The 16,584-nt window shown below is 31.8% G+C and carries 16 protein-coding genes; 3 read left to right on the top strand and 13 right to left on the bottom strand.

Annotation, left to right across the window (positions count from 1 at the left end):
- Nucleotides 1–103: 103 nt before the first annotated feature.
- The 13 genes from B2989_RS01405 to B2989_RS01345 form a co-directional block, all read right to left on the bottom strand.
- Nucleotides 104–772, bottom strand: a complete 669-nt coding sequence (locus B2989_RS01405; RefSeq protein ID WP_292943049.1) for a DUF2490 domain-containing protein — start codon at nt 770–772, stop codon at nt 104–106.
- A 36-nt stretch (nt 773–808) separates the two neighbouring features.
- The gene (locus tag B2989_RS01400) at nt 809–1,435 is read right to left on the bottom strand and encodes a carbonic anhydrase family protein (protein ID WP_292943046.1); all 627 of its coding nucleotides are present in this window, start codon (nt 1,433–1,435) and stop codon (nt 809–811) included.
- A 27-nt stretch (nt 1,436–1,462) separates the two neighbouring features.
- A complete protein-coding gene (locus B2989_RS01395; protein ID WP_292943043.1) occupies nt 1,463–2,266 on the bottom strand; it encodes a universal stress protein in 804 nt (267 codons plus the stop codon).
- 10 nt (nt 2,267–2,276) lie between these two features.
- A complete protein-coding gene (locus tag B2989_RS01390) occupies nt 2,277–3,854 on the bottom strand; it encodes a SulP family inorganic anion transporter (protein ID WP_292943040.1) in 1,578 nt (525 codons plus the stop codon).
- 88 nt (nt 3,855–3,942) lie between these two features.
- On the bottom strand, nt 3,943–4,185 hold the full coding sequence (locus B2989_RS01385) for a hypothetical protein (RefSeq protein ID WP_292943037.1): 243 nt from the start codon (nt 4,183–4,185) through the stop codon (nt 3,943–3,945).
- A gap of 103 nt (nt 4,186–4,288) precedes the next feature.
- Entirely contained in the window at nt 4,289–5,044 is a 756-nt protein-coding gene (locus B2989_RS01380) for an SH3 domain-containing protein (RefSeq protein ID WP_292943034.1), read from the bottom strand.
- Between the two features lie 71 nt (nt 5,045–5,115).
- Nucleotides 5,116–6,900: a BatD family protein gene (locus tag B2989_RS01375; RefSeq protein WP_292943031.1), complete on the bottom strand. Its 1,785-nt coding sequence runs from the start codon at nt 6,898–6,900 to the stop codon at nt 5,116–5,118.
- 26 nt (nt 6,901–6,926) lie between these two features.
- Entirely contained in the window at nt 6,927–7,766 is an 840-nt protein-coding gene (locus tag B2989_RS01370; protein ID WP_292943028.1) for an aerotolerance regulator BatC, read from the bottom strand.
- Nucleotides 7,767–7,823: 57 nt separating this feature from the next.
- Nucleotides 7,824–8,861, bottom strand: coding sequence for a VWA domain-containing protein (locus B2989_RS01365; protein ID WP_292943026.1), 1,038 nt, complete (start codon nt 8,859–8,861; stop codon nt 7,824–7,826).
- 89 nt (nt 8,862–8,950) lie between these two features.
- Nucleotides 8,951–9,955, bottom strand: coding sequence for a vWA domain-containing protein (locus tag B2989_RS01360; RefSeq protein ID WP_292943023.1), 1,005 nt, complete (start codon nt 9,953–9,955; stop codon nt 8,951–8,953).
- Nucleotides 9,955–11,628, bottom strand: a complete 1,674-nt coding sequence (locus tag B2989_RS01355) for a hypothetical protein (protein ID WP_292943020.1) — start codon at nt 11,626–11,628, stop codon at nt 9,955–9,957. Before B2989_RS01355 ends, B2989_RS01360 begins: the two co-directional genes overlap by 1 nt.
- A gap of 28 nt (nt 11,629–11,656) precedes the next feature.
- Nucleotides 11,657–12,523 (bottom strand): DUF58 domain-containing protein, encoded by an 867-nt coding sequence (locus B2989_RS01350; RefSeq protein ID WP_145005405.1) that lies wholly within the window; start codon nt 12,521–12,523, stop codon nt 11,657–11,659.
- A 58-nt stretch (nt 12,524–12,581) separates the two neighbouring features.
- Nucleotides 12,582–13,583 carry an AAA family ATPase gene (locus B2989_RS01345; protein ID WP_292943017.1) on the bottom strand — a complete coding sequence of 334 codons (1,002 nt, stop codon included), beginning with the start codon at nt 13,581–13,583 and terminating at the stop codon, nt 12,582–12,584.
- 160 nt (nt 13,584–13,743) lie between these two features.
- On the opposite strand from B2989_RS01345, the gene B2989_RS01340 reads away from it, so the two are divergent.
- The 3 genes from B2989_RS01340 to B2989_RS01330 are packed head-to-tail and all read left to right on the top strand — an operon-like array spanning nt 13,744 to nt 16,555.
- Nucleotides 13,744–14,619, top strand: coding sequence for an aldo/keto reductase (locus B2989_RS01340; protein WP_292943013.1), 876 nt, complete (start codon nt 13,744–13,746; stop codon nt 14,617–14,619).
- A gap of 52 nt (nt 14,620–14,671) precedes the next feature.
- A complete protein-coding gene (locus B2989_RS01335) occupies nt 14,672–15,421 on the top strand; it encodes an SDR family NAD(P)-dependent oxidoreductase (RefSeq protein WP_145005399.1) in 750 nt (249 codons plus the stop codon).
- 3 nt (nt 15,422–15,424) lie between these two features.
- Complete coding sequence (locus tag B2989_RS01330) at nt 15,425–16,555, top strand: ATP-binding protein (protein ID WP_292943007.1); 1,131 nt, start codon at nt 15,425–15,427, stop codon at nt 16,553–16,555.
- Nucleotides 16,556–16,584 lie beyond the last annotated feature (29 nt).

Genomic DNA, 16,584 nt, shown 5'->3' with positions numbered 1-16,584 from the left:
GTTTAATAGTTGGGTTTATACTAAATTAACATTTTTTTTGAAGAATAAAAGTTTAGCCTGGTCTATCAGTCTTAATTAACAGTAAATTATGAGTTTGTGAGTTTTAAAAATTAACAAACGCCATTATATTGATTTGATCTCTGCTTGAGGTTTCAAAAAACTGATTCATGTATCCTAATTCTAACCTTAGTTGTTTAGAAAATTGGTACCCTAATCCTCCATACAAACGGTTTCTGTCAAAGATTTCACTTTTAGTGTTTAAAAAAATCTCATTATAAGCTGAAAGATACAATGGATTATTACCATCAGCCTTATTTTGTAACGGAATCTTTAAGCCTAAAAAGTATCTAAATCGCATTTTAAAATCATCTTCAACAAAACGTTGTTCAAAGCGATAACGATGACTTAAATTAAGCACTCCAACATTTTGCTTTGTTGTAAACTGCTGAAAAATTCGATGTTCGTTTACTGATACTTTTTGATCTGTATCTCCAACATAGTTTTCTGATAATATATAACCGTAACCAAGTAGTAGGTTGTTATTGTTTTCGGTTAGGTTATACCCTAAACCTGTCCTTAACAATAATTGCTCTAAATCTCCTACAGCATCGTAATTACGGTATTGCACTTCGTTATGAATATTCCATCCATTTTTAAGCTCTTTACTTCCAATATAGATTAGCCAATTACCTAAATTACTATCTTGGCTTAGTCCATAAAAAGGCAACACTAACATAAATGTTAGTGTTGCTATTATTTTATTCCTTTTCATTTTCATTTTCAAAATCCTCATAAAAATTGTCTTTTTCTAGTAAAAATCTACTGCTCCTGTATTAATATCATACATAGCACCAACGATTTTTATTTCGCCATTTTTTTCCATTTCTGTTAAAATTGGGCTTTCTGCGTGTATTCTATCTATTGTTAAATGCACGTTTTTCTTAGATACTTCATCTACAAATTGTAAGTTTTTAGAAGTACGTAAGCTTTCGTCTTTAGGCTCTGTTACCGCATTTACAGCTGGTGTAATTTTTTGGATTAACTTAGTTAAGTTACCCATCTCTGCATGATCACAAGCGCCTTTAACTGCTCCGCAACTAGTGTGACCTAACACGACTATAACTTTTGTACCAGCTAACTTACATGCAAACTCCATACTACCTAAGATGTCTTCGTTTACAAAATTACCTGCGATACGAACACTAAAAATATCTCCAAGACCTTGATCAAAAACCAACTCGGCAGAAACACGAGAATCTATACAACTTAATATTGTTGCAAAAGGAAATTGTCCTTCACTAGTATCGTTAACCTGCTCTAAAAGGTTACGATTTGCTTTAAGGTTGTTTTGAAATCTCTCATTTCCTTCTACTAAAAACTGTATTGCTTTATCAGGCGTTAATGTTGCCTGAGTTTCTTTTGTATGTGCTTTCATTTTTATGTATTTTAATATTATTAATGACTACTTATGTAGCATTTTTGATTGTTGTCCTGTTAGTAATAATGAAACATTTAGTTTACTTATTACACTTTTAATGTTAGTGTTAGACTTTTGCTGCTGGGCATTATCAAAACACATTAGATTAATTTTGCTTTTTAAAGCGTATTTTGAAACATTATCTACTGCACCATCTCCTTTTTCAAATACATACTCTACCGTTTTATTATTAGCTGTTGTATTTGATTGCGTTAACTTAGACACTATTTTAAATGCTTTAATAGGCTGATTGGTTTTACTAATCAATCCTTCAATAAAATTAGTGTCCGATGCTTGATCGTTTGTATTCAAAACACCCAACATTGCATCTTGATTTGGTTGCAACGATTGGTTTGGTGCTGCAATCATAATTGATCCTTTGTGTGTTTTTAAAACATAATCTGTAATATTATCTCCCATAAAGTTAATGGTTTTAGATTTTCTTTTACCTAAAACAATAATATCAGGTTGATAGTTTTTGATATATGCCTCAATTTCGAATTTTATATTACCAATAGCAACATCATATCCAATATTTAATTGATATTCCTGACAAACAGGTTTAATCAGGTTTTCAATTATTTTATTAGTTGAAATATGCTCCTCATTAATGGATCGCATAGCAGATAATTGGCTTTCTCTTTCTACAATGTCAGTCGGTTTTTTAACATGAAATAAAGTGATGTCTCCATCTAACATTCTTGCTAAACTTACCGTACTTATCAGTTCTGATGTTGCCGACTTATTTAAATCTGAAAGCAACAATATTTTATATTTATTGTTTTTCATGATTTAAAATTTAGGCTGATTTTGGTCTTAGTTTAAAAAACTCAATAAAACTATCTGGATTTTCAACTATACCACGTTCTGATATTAACTGAATATCAATATTTCTTTCTTTAGCTTTAAATGCAAAATCTTCTAATATTTCGATAATATCGTTATCTAAATATCTAGTTTTTCTAACGTCAAGCTCTAAATACGTGTCTTTTGGTAAGCTATCTAATTCTTTTAAAATAGCACCTTTATTGAAAAAAGTAACTTCTTCAGCAAAAGTCATTTTAATTTTATGCTTTCCGTTACTATTATCTTCGATGTGTAAAAAGTGTGAGTTTTGGTAGCTTTTAATTAATATTACTACAATTCCGACTAACAACCCTAAACCAATTCCCCATAATAAATCAATAAAGACAATACCTGCAACTGTTACTACAAATGGTACAAATTGCTTCCAACCCATGTCATACATTTTTTTGAATAAACCTGGTTTTGCTAGCTTATATCCTACAATTAATAAGATTGCTGCTAAAACAGATAAAGGAATCATGTTTAACAATTTAGGAATTAATACTACTGAAATTAATAATAAAAAACCATGAATAATAGCAGACATTTTACTACGACCTCCTGATTGGATGTTTGCAGAACTACGTACGATTACTTGTGTAATTGGCAGACCTCCAATTAAACCAGAAATGATGTTTCCTGTTCCTTGAGCTAACAACTCTCTGTTAGTTGGCGTTACGTTTTTTTCTGGATCAATTTTATCTGTTGCCTCAACGCATAGTAACGTTTCTAAACTTGCTACCAATGCAATTGTAAAAGCAACTATCCAAACCTGAGGATTTGTTATTGCTGTAAAATTAGGAAAACTAAACTGTCCTATAAACGAGTCTAAATCTTCTGGAATTGGAACACTAACTAAATGTGTGTTAGCTATACCTAAACTAGAGCCTTGTGTTACAACATAAAACACAATACCTAATACTACTGCTACTAAAGGTCCTTGTACAATTTGAAACACTTTACCTTTTTTAGACAATACTTTATCCCATAATAATAAAATTGCTAAACCTATTAAACCAATAGTCATTGATCCCATAGTAATGTTATCTGTAATATTTAATATTGCAGAAAACGTATTTTCTCCTGACGTTTCTATAAAACTATCAGCACCTTCAGGCTCTGCGTCGTAGCCAAAAAAGTGAGGGATTTGTTTTAGAATGATAATGATTCCAATACCTGTTAACATCCCTTTAATTACTGATGACGGAAAGTAATATCCAATAATACCAGCTTTTAAAACACCAAATACTATTTGAATAATTCCTCCTAATACAACTGCTACTAAAAAGTTTTCATAACCTCCTAAAGTTCCAATTGCTGTTAATACTATTGCTGCTAATCCTGCTGCAGGACCACTTACTCCAATTTTAGAACCACTTAAAGCTCCTACTACAACTCCACCAATTATTCCGGCAATTAGACCAGAAAAAAGTGGGGCACCACTTGCTAAAGCAATACCTAAACATAAAGGTAATGCTACAAAAAACACGACTATACTCGCTGGTAAGTCATTTTTTAATGTTTTAAACATATATAAATTCATTTGTACCAATAACAGTTGTTATTAGTAATATTTTAATAATTATTTTAAATGGACCAATAGTCCGACTAATTTATTATTAAATGAATTCGGGAGGTGGGGAAATTAAATTAAGGTGCGGTTTAGGATAGGTTTTGAAGTGGTAACCTAAATACTTATTAATACTAGAGGCTTCATAAAAGGCATCTTCTGTGTCTTCTAATACAAAAGTCAAGTTTACATTTTTATGTTCTTCCTCTTCTTCTGACAAACTATAAAACACAGATACATCCACAGTATCATCCATAGCAATAATTATAGATGGAGCTGTTATAAGCGCCAAAAATAAAATTGTAAAGAAGATGGAAACTATCTTTTTATGCATATTTGTCTAAATAAGAAAGGCAAATATATAACTAAAGTACGATTTTAGTGTTAAGGAATAATTAAAAATTATTTAACAGCTTTATGTCATTAGATAAAATCCAACCTGTTTTACCGTCTGCTAATTTAATTTTTTTCCAATCATTAATAGTGTCTAATACTTGTACTTTAGTACCTTCATGTAATACAAAAGCGTCAGTCCCTACGCTATTTGGCTCAGTTTTCACCTCGCTTTTTTGAGCAAATACTATTGCTGGATTATCTTTTTTGTCTAATGTCTGTTTTTGAAACGCTAAACCTAAACTTATTAAAGATAAAAATAAAAACACGACACTAGAGCTAAAAGCTGCTCTTTTACGAGTGGTACTATCTGTAAAATAGTATACCAAAAATAACACTACAAATGCTAAAATAAAGCCTATAGCTATTTTAGCCCAATCATCAAAAGCAAAGGCATTGGTTAACTTATTAAAAAATCTAGACATACCTAATTGCGGAACCTCTTGTATGGCATCCACAGTCATGTTTTTAGCATATGCGATGTTGTTAAGTATCTCAGTGTCGTTGGGTTTTAACTGTAAAGCTTTTTCATAATAATAAATGCTAGGTGCTATATTATTTAACTTATAATGTGCATTAGCAAGATTGTAATACAACTCTGCAGAGTGCTGTTTGGTGTCTAATATTGCTTGGTACTTTGTAATAGCATCTTCAAATTTACCCTCTGTATATAACGCATTGGCTTGCTCAAAAACGGATTGGTTTTGTGCCACCAAGTTTCCTATGAAAAAAAATAATATGTAAAGTAAATGTTTCATGTAATCCGCTTTCTGCCTTAATATATTTTACCTAATAATGAGTCAAATCTAGCTTTCAGTATGTATTAACACTACTTAATCTGTTTGTCTATTAAATTGATTGTAGTTGCTGCTTTATCGTAATCTTGCTGCATTGTAACGTTAGTAATTGGCGTATACCTTGCTAATTCGCAATTTTCTAAAATCGCTTCAAAAGCTACAATCACCTGACTATCTACTTGTCTATCGGATAATAATTTTGCAATCTTTTCTTTGCTTAAATCTGAGGTTTCTATATTAAGTCTCCCTTTAAGATAATTGTGCAAAGCTTTTTCTAGCGCAACATAAAATGCTTCTTTTTGACCTAGTGCTTTTTTAGCTTCAGTTAAATACTTTTTAGCCAACTTATCTGCTTTACGTTTTTTGTTACCTGTTACATCTGCCGATCGCTCTTCTCGTTTTCTTCTGTAAAACAAGGCTAATGGAATTGCTAGTAAAGGTCCTAAAAGACTAGTCCAAAATAAAGTTGAGTTTAAAAAATTATCGGTTTGTATTGCTGTAAAACTTGAATCTGTTTTTATAAAAGCAAATTGATTTTCATTTAAAACGACAGGTTGTTTACCATTACTAGACACAGGTAATTTGTTATCCGCTTCTGCGTAAACTGGTCCTTCTAATACATTTATTACTATTTCGTCAGAGCTAATTTGCTTATATGTTTCGGTTTTTAAGTCGAAATAAGAAAAACTAACTGGAGGAATCGGAAACTTACCTTTATATTGAGGCACAACCGTATATAGGTCTGAAATATTACCTTGCATGCCTGCCATGTTGGTTCTAACATTTTCTTGGTGTTCCGGCTCATAAACCTCTAAAGTACTTGGCGTTGTTAACTTTGGCAACTCAAATAATTTTAAATTTCCTTGACCAGAAACTTCAATTTTTGCCTGTAGAGATTCCGTTGCATTAAGACTATTTTTTGTTGTTGTCAAACTAAACACAAAATCACCAACTGCTCCTGTAAAATTATCTGGTTTACCCTCTTCTGGTAAAGGTTTTACATTAATTGTTCTAACGCTTGCAGTAATTGTTCTGTGTGCTTGTGTTTTTATACGATTACCAAAAATGTCTCGTCTATTAGTTGGCACGTCTATAGTAAGATCCAAACTTAATGGCTCTAAGACTAATTTCCCAGTTTTTTGAGGATATAAAACGGTTTTACGTAGTGTTACAAATCTATAATCTTCACCTTTATAAGTTCCGTTTTGAGCTTTTATTCTCTGATCATCCATGCTCTGGCTCCAAAAACCATTATAAACTGGACTTTCTATTTCTCTGTAATTACTAATTCCAACGGTTGGCGAAACGTATAACTTATAAACAACACTTATGGGCTGGTTTAGATAAGGATTAGTATTAGATACTTCCGCAACTAAATGTATATGTTCTTGTAATAAATAATCTGGATCGTTTGGATCTTCAGGCTTCTCAATAGCTTTTGTAACTGTAATACTTATTGGTGATGTTTTATACTCTTGACCATCAATCTCGATTTTAGCTTGATTTATAGAAAACGTACCCATTTGTTTAGGCGCTAAAAAGTAACTGTAAATTTTAGTAAAACGTCTTGTTTTACCATTCCAAGAGTTGCTAACCGATTGATTTGGTCCACCAACCACAATAAAATCTGAAAAACTAGGTGGCACAAAGTTGTCACCATCTTTATTCATTTGAAAATCAACACGCAAACGCTCATTTAAGCCTAATCTTTTTTTACTAACTTTTGCTTGAAACTGAACCGCATCTTCATCTTGTGCAAAAGTAAAACTTGTTGTACAGGCTAATAAAAGGATACATATGTGTTTCAGTAATTTCATCTAATTAATACAATATAAAATGTTATTTACCAATCTTTATCTGTTTGTTGTTTTACGCCTTTAACCTTTTCTGCATTTATTTTTTCCTGTACTTTTTGCTCTTGGTTATTCATGGCTTCTAGCAAGTTTTTTATTTGCTGTGGTGACATTTGACCTGGTTGTGGTTGATTTTGTTCGTTTTTTTGGTCACCTTCTTTGGGATCGTTTTGTTGATCATCTTTAGGATTACCATCTTCATCCTTATCTTGATCACCTTCCTTTTTGTCTTGCTCTCCTTGATCCTCTTTATTTTTATCTTCTTGCTCTTTCTCGTTATTTTCTTTTTGATCTTCGTCTTTATTTTGATCTTTATCTTTATCGTTTTCTCCGTCTTTATCGTCTTCCTGAGGCTTGTCGTCCTCTTGCTGTTTTGCACACTCTTTTGCTAATGCAAAATTATAGCGCGTTTCATCATCTGACGGATTGTTTCTTAAAGCGCTTTTGTAAGCTTCAACCGCTTCTTTGCACTTTTTTTCTTCCATTAGTATGTTTCCTATATTATGGAAGGCTTTATGTTTTTCTTCTTTAGACGTGGCATTTTTAGCTGCTTGCTGATGTCTGTATAATGACTCTTCAAAGTCTCCTTTTTTAAAATACTGAGTCCCTAAATTATAGGCACCTGCTGCTTGCTTTGGCTGTAAAGATAGTGCTTTACGGTATTCCATTTCGGCTTCAACAAAATCGTCATTATTTGCTAAAGCATTAGCTTGAGCAGTATAACCTTGAGCTTCTAACTTTTGTTTAATTATAGCTTTATCTTCCGTATTATCTTGGGCTAAGATTGATAGGGATACCAATAAAAATATGTATGTTAAAAAGTGTTTCATTTAAATTAAATAACTCGCAAATATACTAAAGGCTTGCAATTGTTGATGTTAAGGGTTTTATAAATTCTCGTTAAATAGATTTAATTTTTTCAGCCAAGCTGTTTTTCTTTCTAACAAGAAAATATCTATAAAAAGTAGTAAGATAGCTAAACCTAAAAACCATTGAAATCTACTTTCAAAATTAGCGACTTGCTTAGCTTCAAATTCTGTTTTATCCATTTTATTTAAAATGTCCGTCATTTGATTTACAACTTTGTCTGTTATCGCACCATTTATGTAAGTACCATTTGCCTGATTAGCTATGTTTTTTAAAGTGTCCTCGTCTAGTTTAGTAATAACGGTTTCGCCTTGCTTATCTTTTTTATAATTAAGTAAGACTCCGTTACGTCTTAAAGGTATTGGTCCTCCATTAACGTCTCCAACACCAATTGTGAATATCTTTATGCCTTCCTTACTTGCTTCTTCTGCAACTTGTACAGCAGCTTCACTATGGTCTTCTCCATCAGACAAAATTACTAAAACACGATTTGTCTGTTGGTCATCGTCGTAATAGGTTTTTGCAAGGTTAATCGCCTCATTAATTGCAGTACCTTGAGAGGATAGCATATCAGTATTTAGATTTTGCAAAAACATTTTTGCTGCAGAATAGTCTGTTGTTATTGGTAATTGCGGAAATGCTTTTCCTGCGTAAGCGATAATACCTACACGATCACTACCTAGTTTATCAATAATTTTAGAGACTAATTGTTGTGATTTTTCTAATCTGTTTGGCTTAATATCTTCTGCCAACATACTTTTAGAAACATCTACCGCAAACACAATATCTACACCTTCTCGTTTTACAGTCTCTAGACTTGTACCAACTTTAGGGTTTACTAAAGCTAAGGTTAAACTTGCAAAAGCTAAGCATAAAACAACTAATTTGAGTACCGATTTAAATATTGATTTATTAGGACTAAGTCGCTTTAAAAGCGTTGCGTTTGCAAATCTTTTTTGTGTTTGCTTTTTCCATAATAGTAGCAATAAAAAGAAGAGCACTAATACCGGAATTACCAGTAGTGTCCAAAACCATATTTTTTCTTCTAATTGAAACATTTATTTTTTATTTTAAGCTAACCAACATTACTATTTATGCTAACTATCTTTTTATTTTAAACTTTTTACAATTGCTTTATACTGATAATTTATACAAAGCTTCTAAATAGTGTTATTCTGATTAAAAACTCAATTAACAATAACAATCCTGCAATCCAAACAAAGGGTCTAAAATGCTCTTGGTAAGTTGTAAATTTAATTTCATCAATTTCTGTTTTTTCAAGCTTATTAATCTCAGTATAGATTTGCTCTAATTTTTGATTATTAGTTGCTCTAAAATATTGTCCTCCAGTAACTTTAGCAATATCTTTTAGTAAATCTTCATCAATTTCTACTTGAACTCTGTCATACTGAAACCTACCATTTGACAACGCAGACACTGGTGACAAAGCCATACCATTAGTACCAAGACCAATAGTATATACTTTTATATTAAACTCTACAGCCAGCTCGCTAGCAATTTTTGGATTTAATACACCAGAATTATTGACTCCGTCTGTTAGTAGTATAATGACTTTACTTTTAGCTTTACTATCTTTTAATCTGTTAACAGCTGTTGCTAATCCCATTCCAATTGCTGTACCACCTTCAATAATAGTATTGTATTTAATATCCTCAAGTGAATTTAATACTATTGACTTATCACTAGTAATTGGTGTTTTTGTGTAACTTTCTCCTGCATATTCCACCAAACCAATTCTATCATTTGGTCTTCCTTTTATAAATTTTGAAGCCACATTTTTTAGTGCTTCTAACCTATTAGGTTTTAAATCTTTTGCTAACATACTTGCAGACACGTCAATTGCCATAACAATATCTATACCTCTAGTTGTTTTGGTTTTTGTGTTAGTCTCTGATGTGCGTGGTCTTGCTAATGCAACTATTAAAACACCTAAAGCTAAAAGGCGCAAAGCAAATAGTAAATGTTTTAATTTTGGCAGCCAAGAATTAGTAATTTTAAACCCTTTAAGGCTAGATATTTTTAGTTCTGCGTTTTGCTGTTTGTGCTTAAAAACATACCAAACTATTGCTAATGGTAATGCCAGTAACAGCCAGAAAAATTCTTTATTTAAAAATGTAATTCCGTCTAACATTAGTCTTCTTTTTGATTAAGTTCTACAGACGCTAAAACACGCTCTACAACTTGGTCTAAATAAATATCATCCTTCAAATATGTAATTAATATTTGCTGAGTTACATCTTTATTAGCAAAACTTAAAATTACAAATTGTCCATTTACATAATCCTCTTTATCGTCATCTATTGGATAGTCAAAGGTTCCGGATGTTTTAACACCTTCTGCTCCATTTGGAGTTTTAAACTTGTCTTTGTTAGAAATTATATTTCTTCCACCATCTGCTTCAATAGCTTTTAAATTATCTTCAATAGCTTTTAATACATTAGTTTCTGGAGAAGGTGCATCTTCTTGATCTGGTGCGCTTTTAACTACTGTAGATGTGATATTTACCGTAAACTTATCTTCTAGTTCATATTTAAAACTAGAGATTTTTATTTTATCGATTAAATCGTCTGGTATTGCTACTTCTTCACGCTTTAAAACTTCTGGAGTAGATATTGTTATTGGCGGAAAACCGTAATCACTGTCAACCCAACCGCCTTCTAACAATTGTTTTGTGTCCTTTTGAAAAATAGTATCTACCACATAATTAAAACCATACCTGTAACTAAATGCTGCAAATGTTAGTCCCAACATAAAAATAATGGCAGCGATAGTCACCCATATTTTTTGACGAAACTCCTTTTTTTCTTGTTGTTTTTTATATTCTAAATCTAAAAGTTTTTCTTCTTCTGAAGCTTCTGGTAACGCTTCTTTTACATAATCAATTTCTTGATCAATTACTGTTCTATCAATTTTTGCTAACTCTACGTCTGGAGCAGACTTTGCAAACTTTACTAAATCGGCACGTTTTAAAACCGACTCAATTTTTTTAATATGATCTTTTGTTAATTCAATTTGATTACCATCACTTAATACTTCTAGACGTGTAATTAGCTCATCTGTGGTGCTTTCTAACGCTCTGTCGTAAACTTTTTCGTCTAAATATTTACGGATTGCCAAGGTTAACTCTGAGTAATACTCTTTGTACTTATCGTAAGCTAAATAATTGCTTTCGTCTAATTTTTGTAATGCTAATTTTGCTCTATCATAAGGTGGGAGTAAAGCTATTTGCTCCTCTTCTGTTAAAGGTTTTTTACGCCATACAAACCAGTAAATTAGAAATCCAATTAGACCTACTATTACTAGTGCTAATAAAACATACATCCACCAATCACTAGCTGGTTTTTCAACCGCTATCATAGGTTTGATGTCGTATAATTTTTGTTTTGTGGTGTCTACAACAATGTTGTTAACTGTAACTAATAACGAGTCTGTTATATATTGCTTACCTGCAATAATTATTTTTTGTTTAGGAATAACGTATTGACCAGAATCAAATTGGGTTAATCCATATTTTTTAATCAGCTTATATTTAGCTTGTTGCTTTGTTGTATCTATTTTATATGCCTCAATCATTTCTAAAGGCATAAAAGTTTGACCAACCGGAAACACAACGCTATTTACAGTATCAGTTTCTACCTCAATCTTATAAGTAATTTGTTGTCCAATTTTAATGGAAGTAGAATCTATTGTAGCTTTAACTTGTGAAAAAGAAATGAATGGTAAAAGCAATAAGGTAAAAGCAATAAGACCTATACTTATAGTCTTAATTGTACCCAACCTATTATAATTTATTTTTGTATTCACTGTTAAGTTTTTACTTTACTCTAATTAATTATCCTCTAGTTTTAAAATAACCTAATAGTTTTTTTACATAACTCTCATCTGTTCTGCAAGCTAAACTACCTGCTCCAGATTTAGCAAAACTATCTTTATAATAGGCTACTTTCTGGTTATAAAACTTAGCATAATTATGTCTTACTGATTTTGATCCTGTATTGACTAACATTAATTCGCCAGTTTCTTCATCTTCCATCTGGACCATTCCTAAATTAGGAATACTAGCCTCATGTTTATCAAAAACCCTAATCCCTGTAATATCATGCTTTCCTGCAGCTATTTTAAGGGTTTGTTGGTAATCGTCTGCAATAAAATCACTCATTACAAAAACAATCGCCTTCTTTTTCATCACACTACGTAAAAACTTTAAAGCTTCGACAATATTGGTTTGTTTGCTTTTAGGCTCAAATTCTATTAAGTCTCTTATGATTCGTAAAACGTGAGAACGCCCTTTTTTGGGTGGTATATATAATTCGACTTGATCGGAAAATAAAATCAATCCAATTTTGTCGTTATTTTGCGTTGCAGAAAAGGCTAATGTTGCAGCAATTTCAGTAACAATTTCACTTTTAAATTGGTTTTCTGTACCAAATAATTCTGATCCAGAGACATCAACCATTAACATCATGGTTAATTCTCTTTCTTCTTCAAAAACTTTAATATGTGGTTGATTGGTACGTGCAGTAACATTCCAATCTATGTTTCTAACATCATCACCATATTGGTATTGTCTTACTTCAGAAAAAGTCATACCTCGACCCTTAAAGGTTGAGTGGTACTCTCCACCAAATATATGATCAGACAAACGACGTGTCTTAATCTCTATTTTTCGTACTTTTTTTAGTAATTCTTTAGTATCCATTTTTTAAGTATGCAGTGTGCAGTCTTGAGTTTACAATTAACAATTTGTAATAACTCAATTATGGAACTTCAATTTCGTTAACTATTTTATTAATAATATCTACAGACGTTACATTTTCGGCTTCAGCCTCATAGGTAATTCCAACTCTGTGGCGCAACACATCATGCACTACAGCGCGCACATCTTCTGGTATTACATAACCACGACGCTTTATAAATGCATAACATTTTGCTGCTGTTGCTAGATTAATACTTCCACGTGGTGAAGCACCAAAGCTAATTAATGGTTTTAAATCGGCTAGTTTATAGTTTTCTGGATAACGTGTCGCAAAAATAATATCTAAGATATATTTTTCAATTTTCTCATCCATGTAGACTTCTCTAACTGCTTCCTGCGCTTTTAATATTTGCGCTACAGACACGACAGGATTTACCTTGTCCCAATTACCTTTTAAATTAGCACGCATAATTAGTTGCTCTTCGGCTTGTTTAGGATAATCTATAACCGTTTTTAGCATAAAACGATCCACTTGTGCTTCTGGCAAAGTATACGTTCCTTCTTGTTCTACTGGGTTTTGAGTTGCCATTACTAAAAATGGCTTATCTAATTTAAACGTTTCGTCTCCAATAGTCACTTGCTTTTCTTGCATGGCTTCTAATAGAGCAGATTGTACTTTTGCAGGTGCTCTGTTAATCTCATCTGCTAACACAAAATTTGCAAAAATCGGTCCTTTTTTAATAGAAAAATCGTTCTCTTTCATATTAAAAATTAAGGTACCAACAACATCAGATGGTAATAAATCTGGTGTAAATTGTATACGACTAAAACTAGCATCAATAGCTTGAGACAACGTATTAATAGCTAATGTTTTTGCTAATCCAGGTACACCTTCTAACAAAATGTGTCCCTGTCCTAATAGTCCAATTAATAATCGCTCGACCATGTGTTTTTGTCCAACGATAACTTTATTCATTTCAAGCATTAGTAAATCTACAAATGCACTTTCCTTTTCAATTTTCTCGTTAATCGATTTAATATCAATTGTACCTGTTTGTTCCATTATGTAATATTTTTAAAGGCAATGAACTATCTATTCTAATTCAAGTGGTGCAAATTGTTAATTTTTTTATTGCAATCGTGTTAATAATTGGTTAAAAATAGGGTGTTTATTAGACTTTTAAGAGTAATTTATGTTTTACTTTTATTGAAGATTTTAAACTATGACAAAAAATAAGTACTCTCAAGTAATTGCCGGAACCATGACTTGGGGAAAATGGGGCAAACAATTAGACCAAAAAGAATACATAAACCTAATGCACCATTGTATTAATAATCAGATTACTACATTTGACCACGCAGACATTTATGGCGATTATACAACTGAAGCAGAGTTTGGTAACGCTTTCGCGGAAAGCAATATAGACAGAGACCAGATACAACTAATTTCTAAATGTGGAATAGAGTATATTGGCAATGCACGTCCGCAATTAAAAGTTAAACATTATAATTATAGCAAGGATTATATAATTTGGTCTACTGAGCAATCCCTAAAAAACTTAAAAACGGACTATTTAGATTTATTATTACTGCACAGACCTAGTCCTTTATTACAAGTTGACGACGTAGCTGAAGCTGTTACAACACTAAAACAACAAGGTAAAATAAAAGAGTTTGGCGTCTCTAATTTTACACCTTCTCAAACCAATTTATTAACTCAAAAAATTGAGGTTTCTGTAAATCAAATCGAATTTTCTCTGACTCATCATACAGCAATGCATGATGGCACATTGGATGCCATGTTACTAAACAATATCAAACCTATGTGTTGGTCCCCTTTAGGTATAACTTTTAAAGAAGACACGGAACAAACAAGAAGAATTCATAAGCAATTAGGAGTATTATCGCAAAAATACAATGCTACTGAAGATCAATTACTTTTATCTTGGATATTAAAACATCCTGCCAACATCACACCTGTAGTTGGCACCACAAATAGCAACAGGTTATCTGGCGCAATTGCAGCAACAAAGATAAATTTAGAATTAGAAGATTGGTTTTTAATTTTGGTAGCTAGTCAAGGACATAAAGTACCTTAAAAACAAGGTCAAAAACTAAAAACAAATAATTGCTTAAACAAGACATAATTAAATGAATAAAACAGCATTAATAACAGGAGCAACTAGCGGAATAGGTCGTGCAACAGCTCATGAATTTGCAAAACAAGGCATTAACTTAATTCTTTGTGGACGTCGTCAAGAAAGATTAGACACCATTGAAAAAGCTTTAGAAAAACAAACTAATGTCTACACGTTAAATTTTGACGTTAGAGACAAAAAAGAAGTATTTGAGGCAATTAATAGTTTACCAGAAACATTTAAACATATTGACATATTAGTTAATAACGCAGGAAATGCACATGGATTAGACCCAATACAAGATGGCGATTTAGACGATTGGGATGCTATGATGGACATTAATGTAAAAGGGTTGTTATACGTTAGCAAAGCCATTATACCACAAATGACTGCTCGCCAATCTGGACATATTATTAACATAGGCTCTTCTGCAGGAAAAGAAGTCTACCCTAAAGGTAATGTGTATTGTGCAAGTAAACATGCTGTTGTGGCACTTACAGAAGGGATGCGTATTGATCTTAATCCTTTTGGCATTAAAGTCACAGCCATAAATCCTGGTTTGGTAGAGACAGAATTTTCTCAGGTTAGATTTAAAGGAGACGCCAAAGCAGATAACGTATACAAAGGCTACAAAGCGCTACAGCCAGAGGATTTAGCAGAGGTTATTTATTTTGCAGTATCACGTCCAGCACATGTTAATATTGCTGATGTTTTAATGTTTTGCACAGCTCAAGCAACCTCAACTATTGTAAAAAAAGAGTAATCCATGATTAATAAACGCTTACTTATTAAAAACTTACTTGCACATAACGACGAGAATAGTTTTTATGATAAAAAGCGAAAAATTGATATTAATCAAAAAGAAGGTAAAGCTAAATTTTTAAAACATGTTTGCGCTTTATCCAATTCCAATCCTAAAAACAACTCGTTTATAGTTATAGGCGTAGAGGATGAAGATAACACCATAATTGGCGTTGATTTTTTTGATGATTCTAAAATCCAAAACTTAATCAACGCTTATTTATCAAATCCACCAATTGTACAATACGAGAATATTCCTTTTCCACACTTACCAGACCACAAAGTCGTTGGGTTAGTTACTATACGTGCTAATAATGGTTTGACTTCTCTTAGAAAAAACATTTGGAAATATTATGGAGGATCAGTCTTTTTTAGAGATGGAAGCATTAGCATGCCTAAAGTTTTTAATAGCGAAATACAAGATGTAAACTCCAAAATCGTTGAAGCTATTGAGAACCATGCACAAAATAATATACAATATACATTAGATGGTGTTTTTGATTTTATGAAAAAACGCCAAGACTACAATCCTAATTATATTGTTTTTAAAGAATATTTTGTCCTGTGTTGGTCTGGCGAAAAAAAGCAAGTTAAAGATGAAACGTTTTACTCTAGAGTAGACATTGAGCTTATTAATGAGCAAGTCCGTTTATTTTTTTCAACTTTAGATGAAGTTGCAATTACTTTTAATGAAGATTCTTTTACGATTATTGAATACTTAAAACTAGGACTTCAAAATTCTTATAAATATTATCCATTAGAAAAAACAGTTATTAATTTTACTGACAATGCTAGCTATAACATAGAGTCTACCTTAGTTTTTAATCCTCCACAATTTGACAAAAAGGTATTACACCACATATACAATAGTAATAATGTGATTTTAGAAAAACTAAAAAAAGGACAAATTTTAAATAATAACGAAATAAAAGATCTAAACAACCTACCTGATACGTATCTTATATGTTATCTGAATTTATTTCATGAAGCTTTGGACAAATTAAATGAGGCAAAACCATATTTAAAACCGCTTCCTGAAGTATACAGAAAGTACAAAGACGTCTTGCGTATTTTACGAAAAGTAAAATACAATTAAGATTAAAGTTGTTGTTTAAAGTATACTTA

Origin of the sequence: Olleya sp. UBA1516, assembly GCF_002323495.1 — a bacterium.
Lineage (GTDB): Bacteria > Bacteroidota > Bacteroidia > Flavobacteriales > Flavobacteriaceae > Olleya.
Note: the sequence above shows the minus strand (reverse complement) of the source record. Positions and strands in the feature narration are given on the sequence as shown.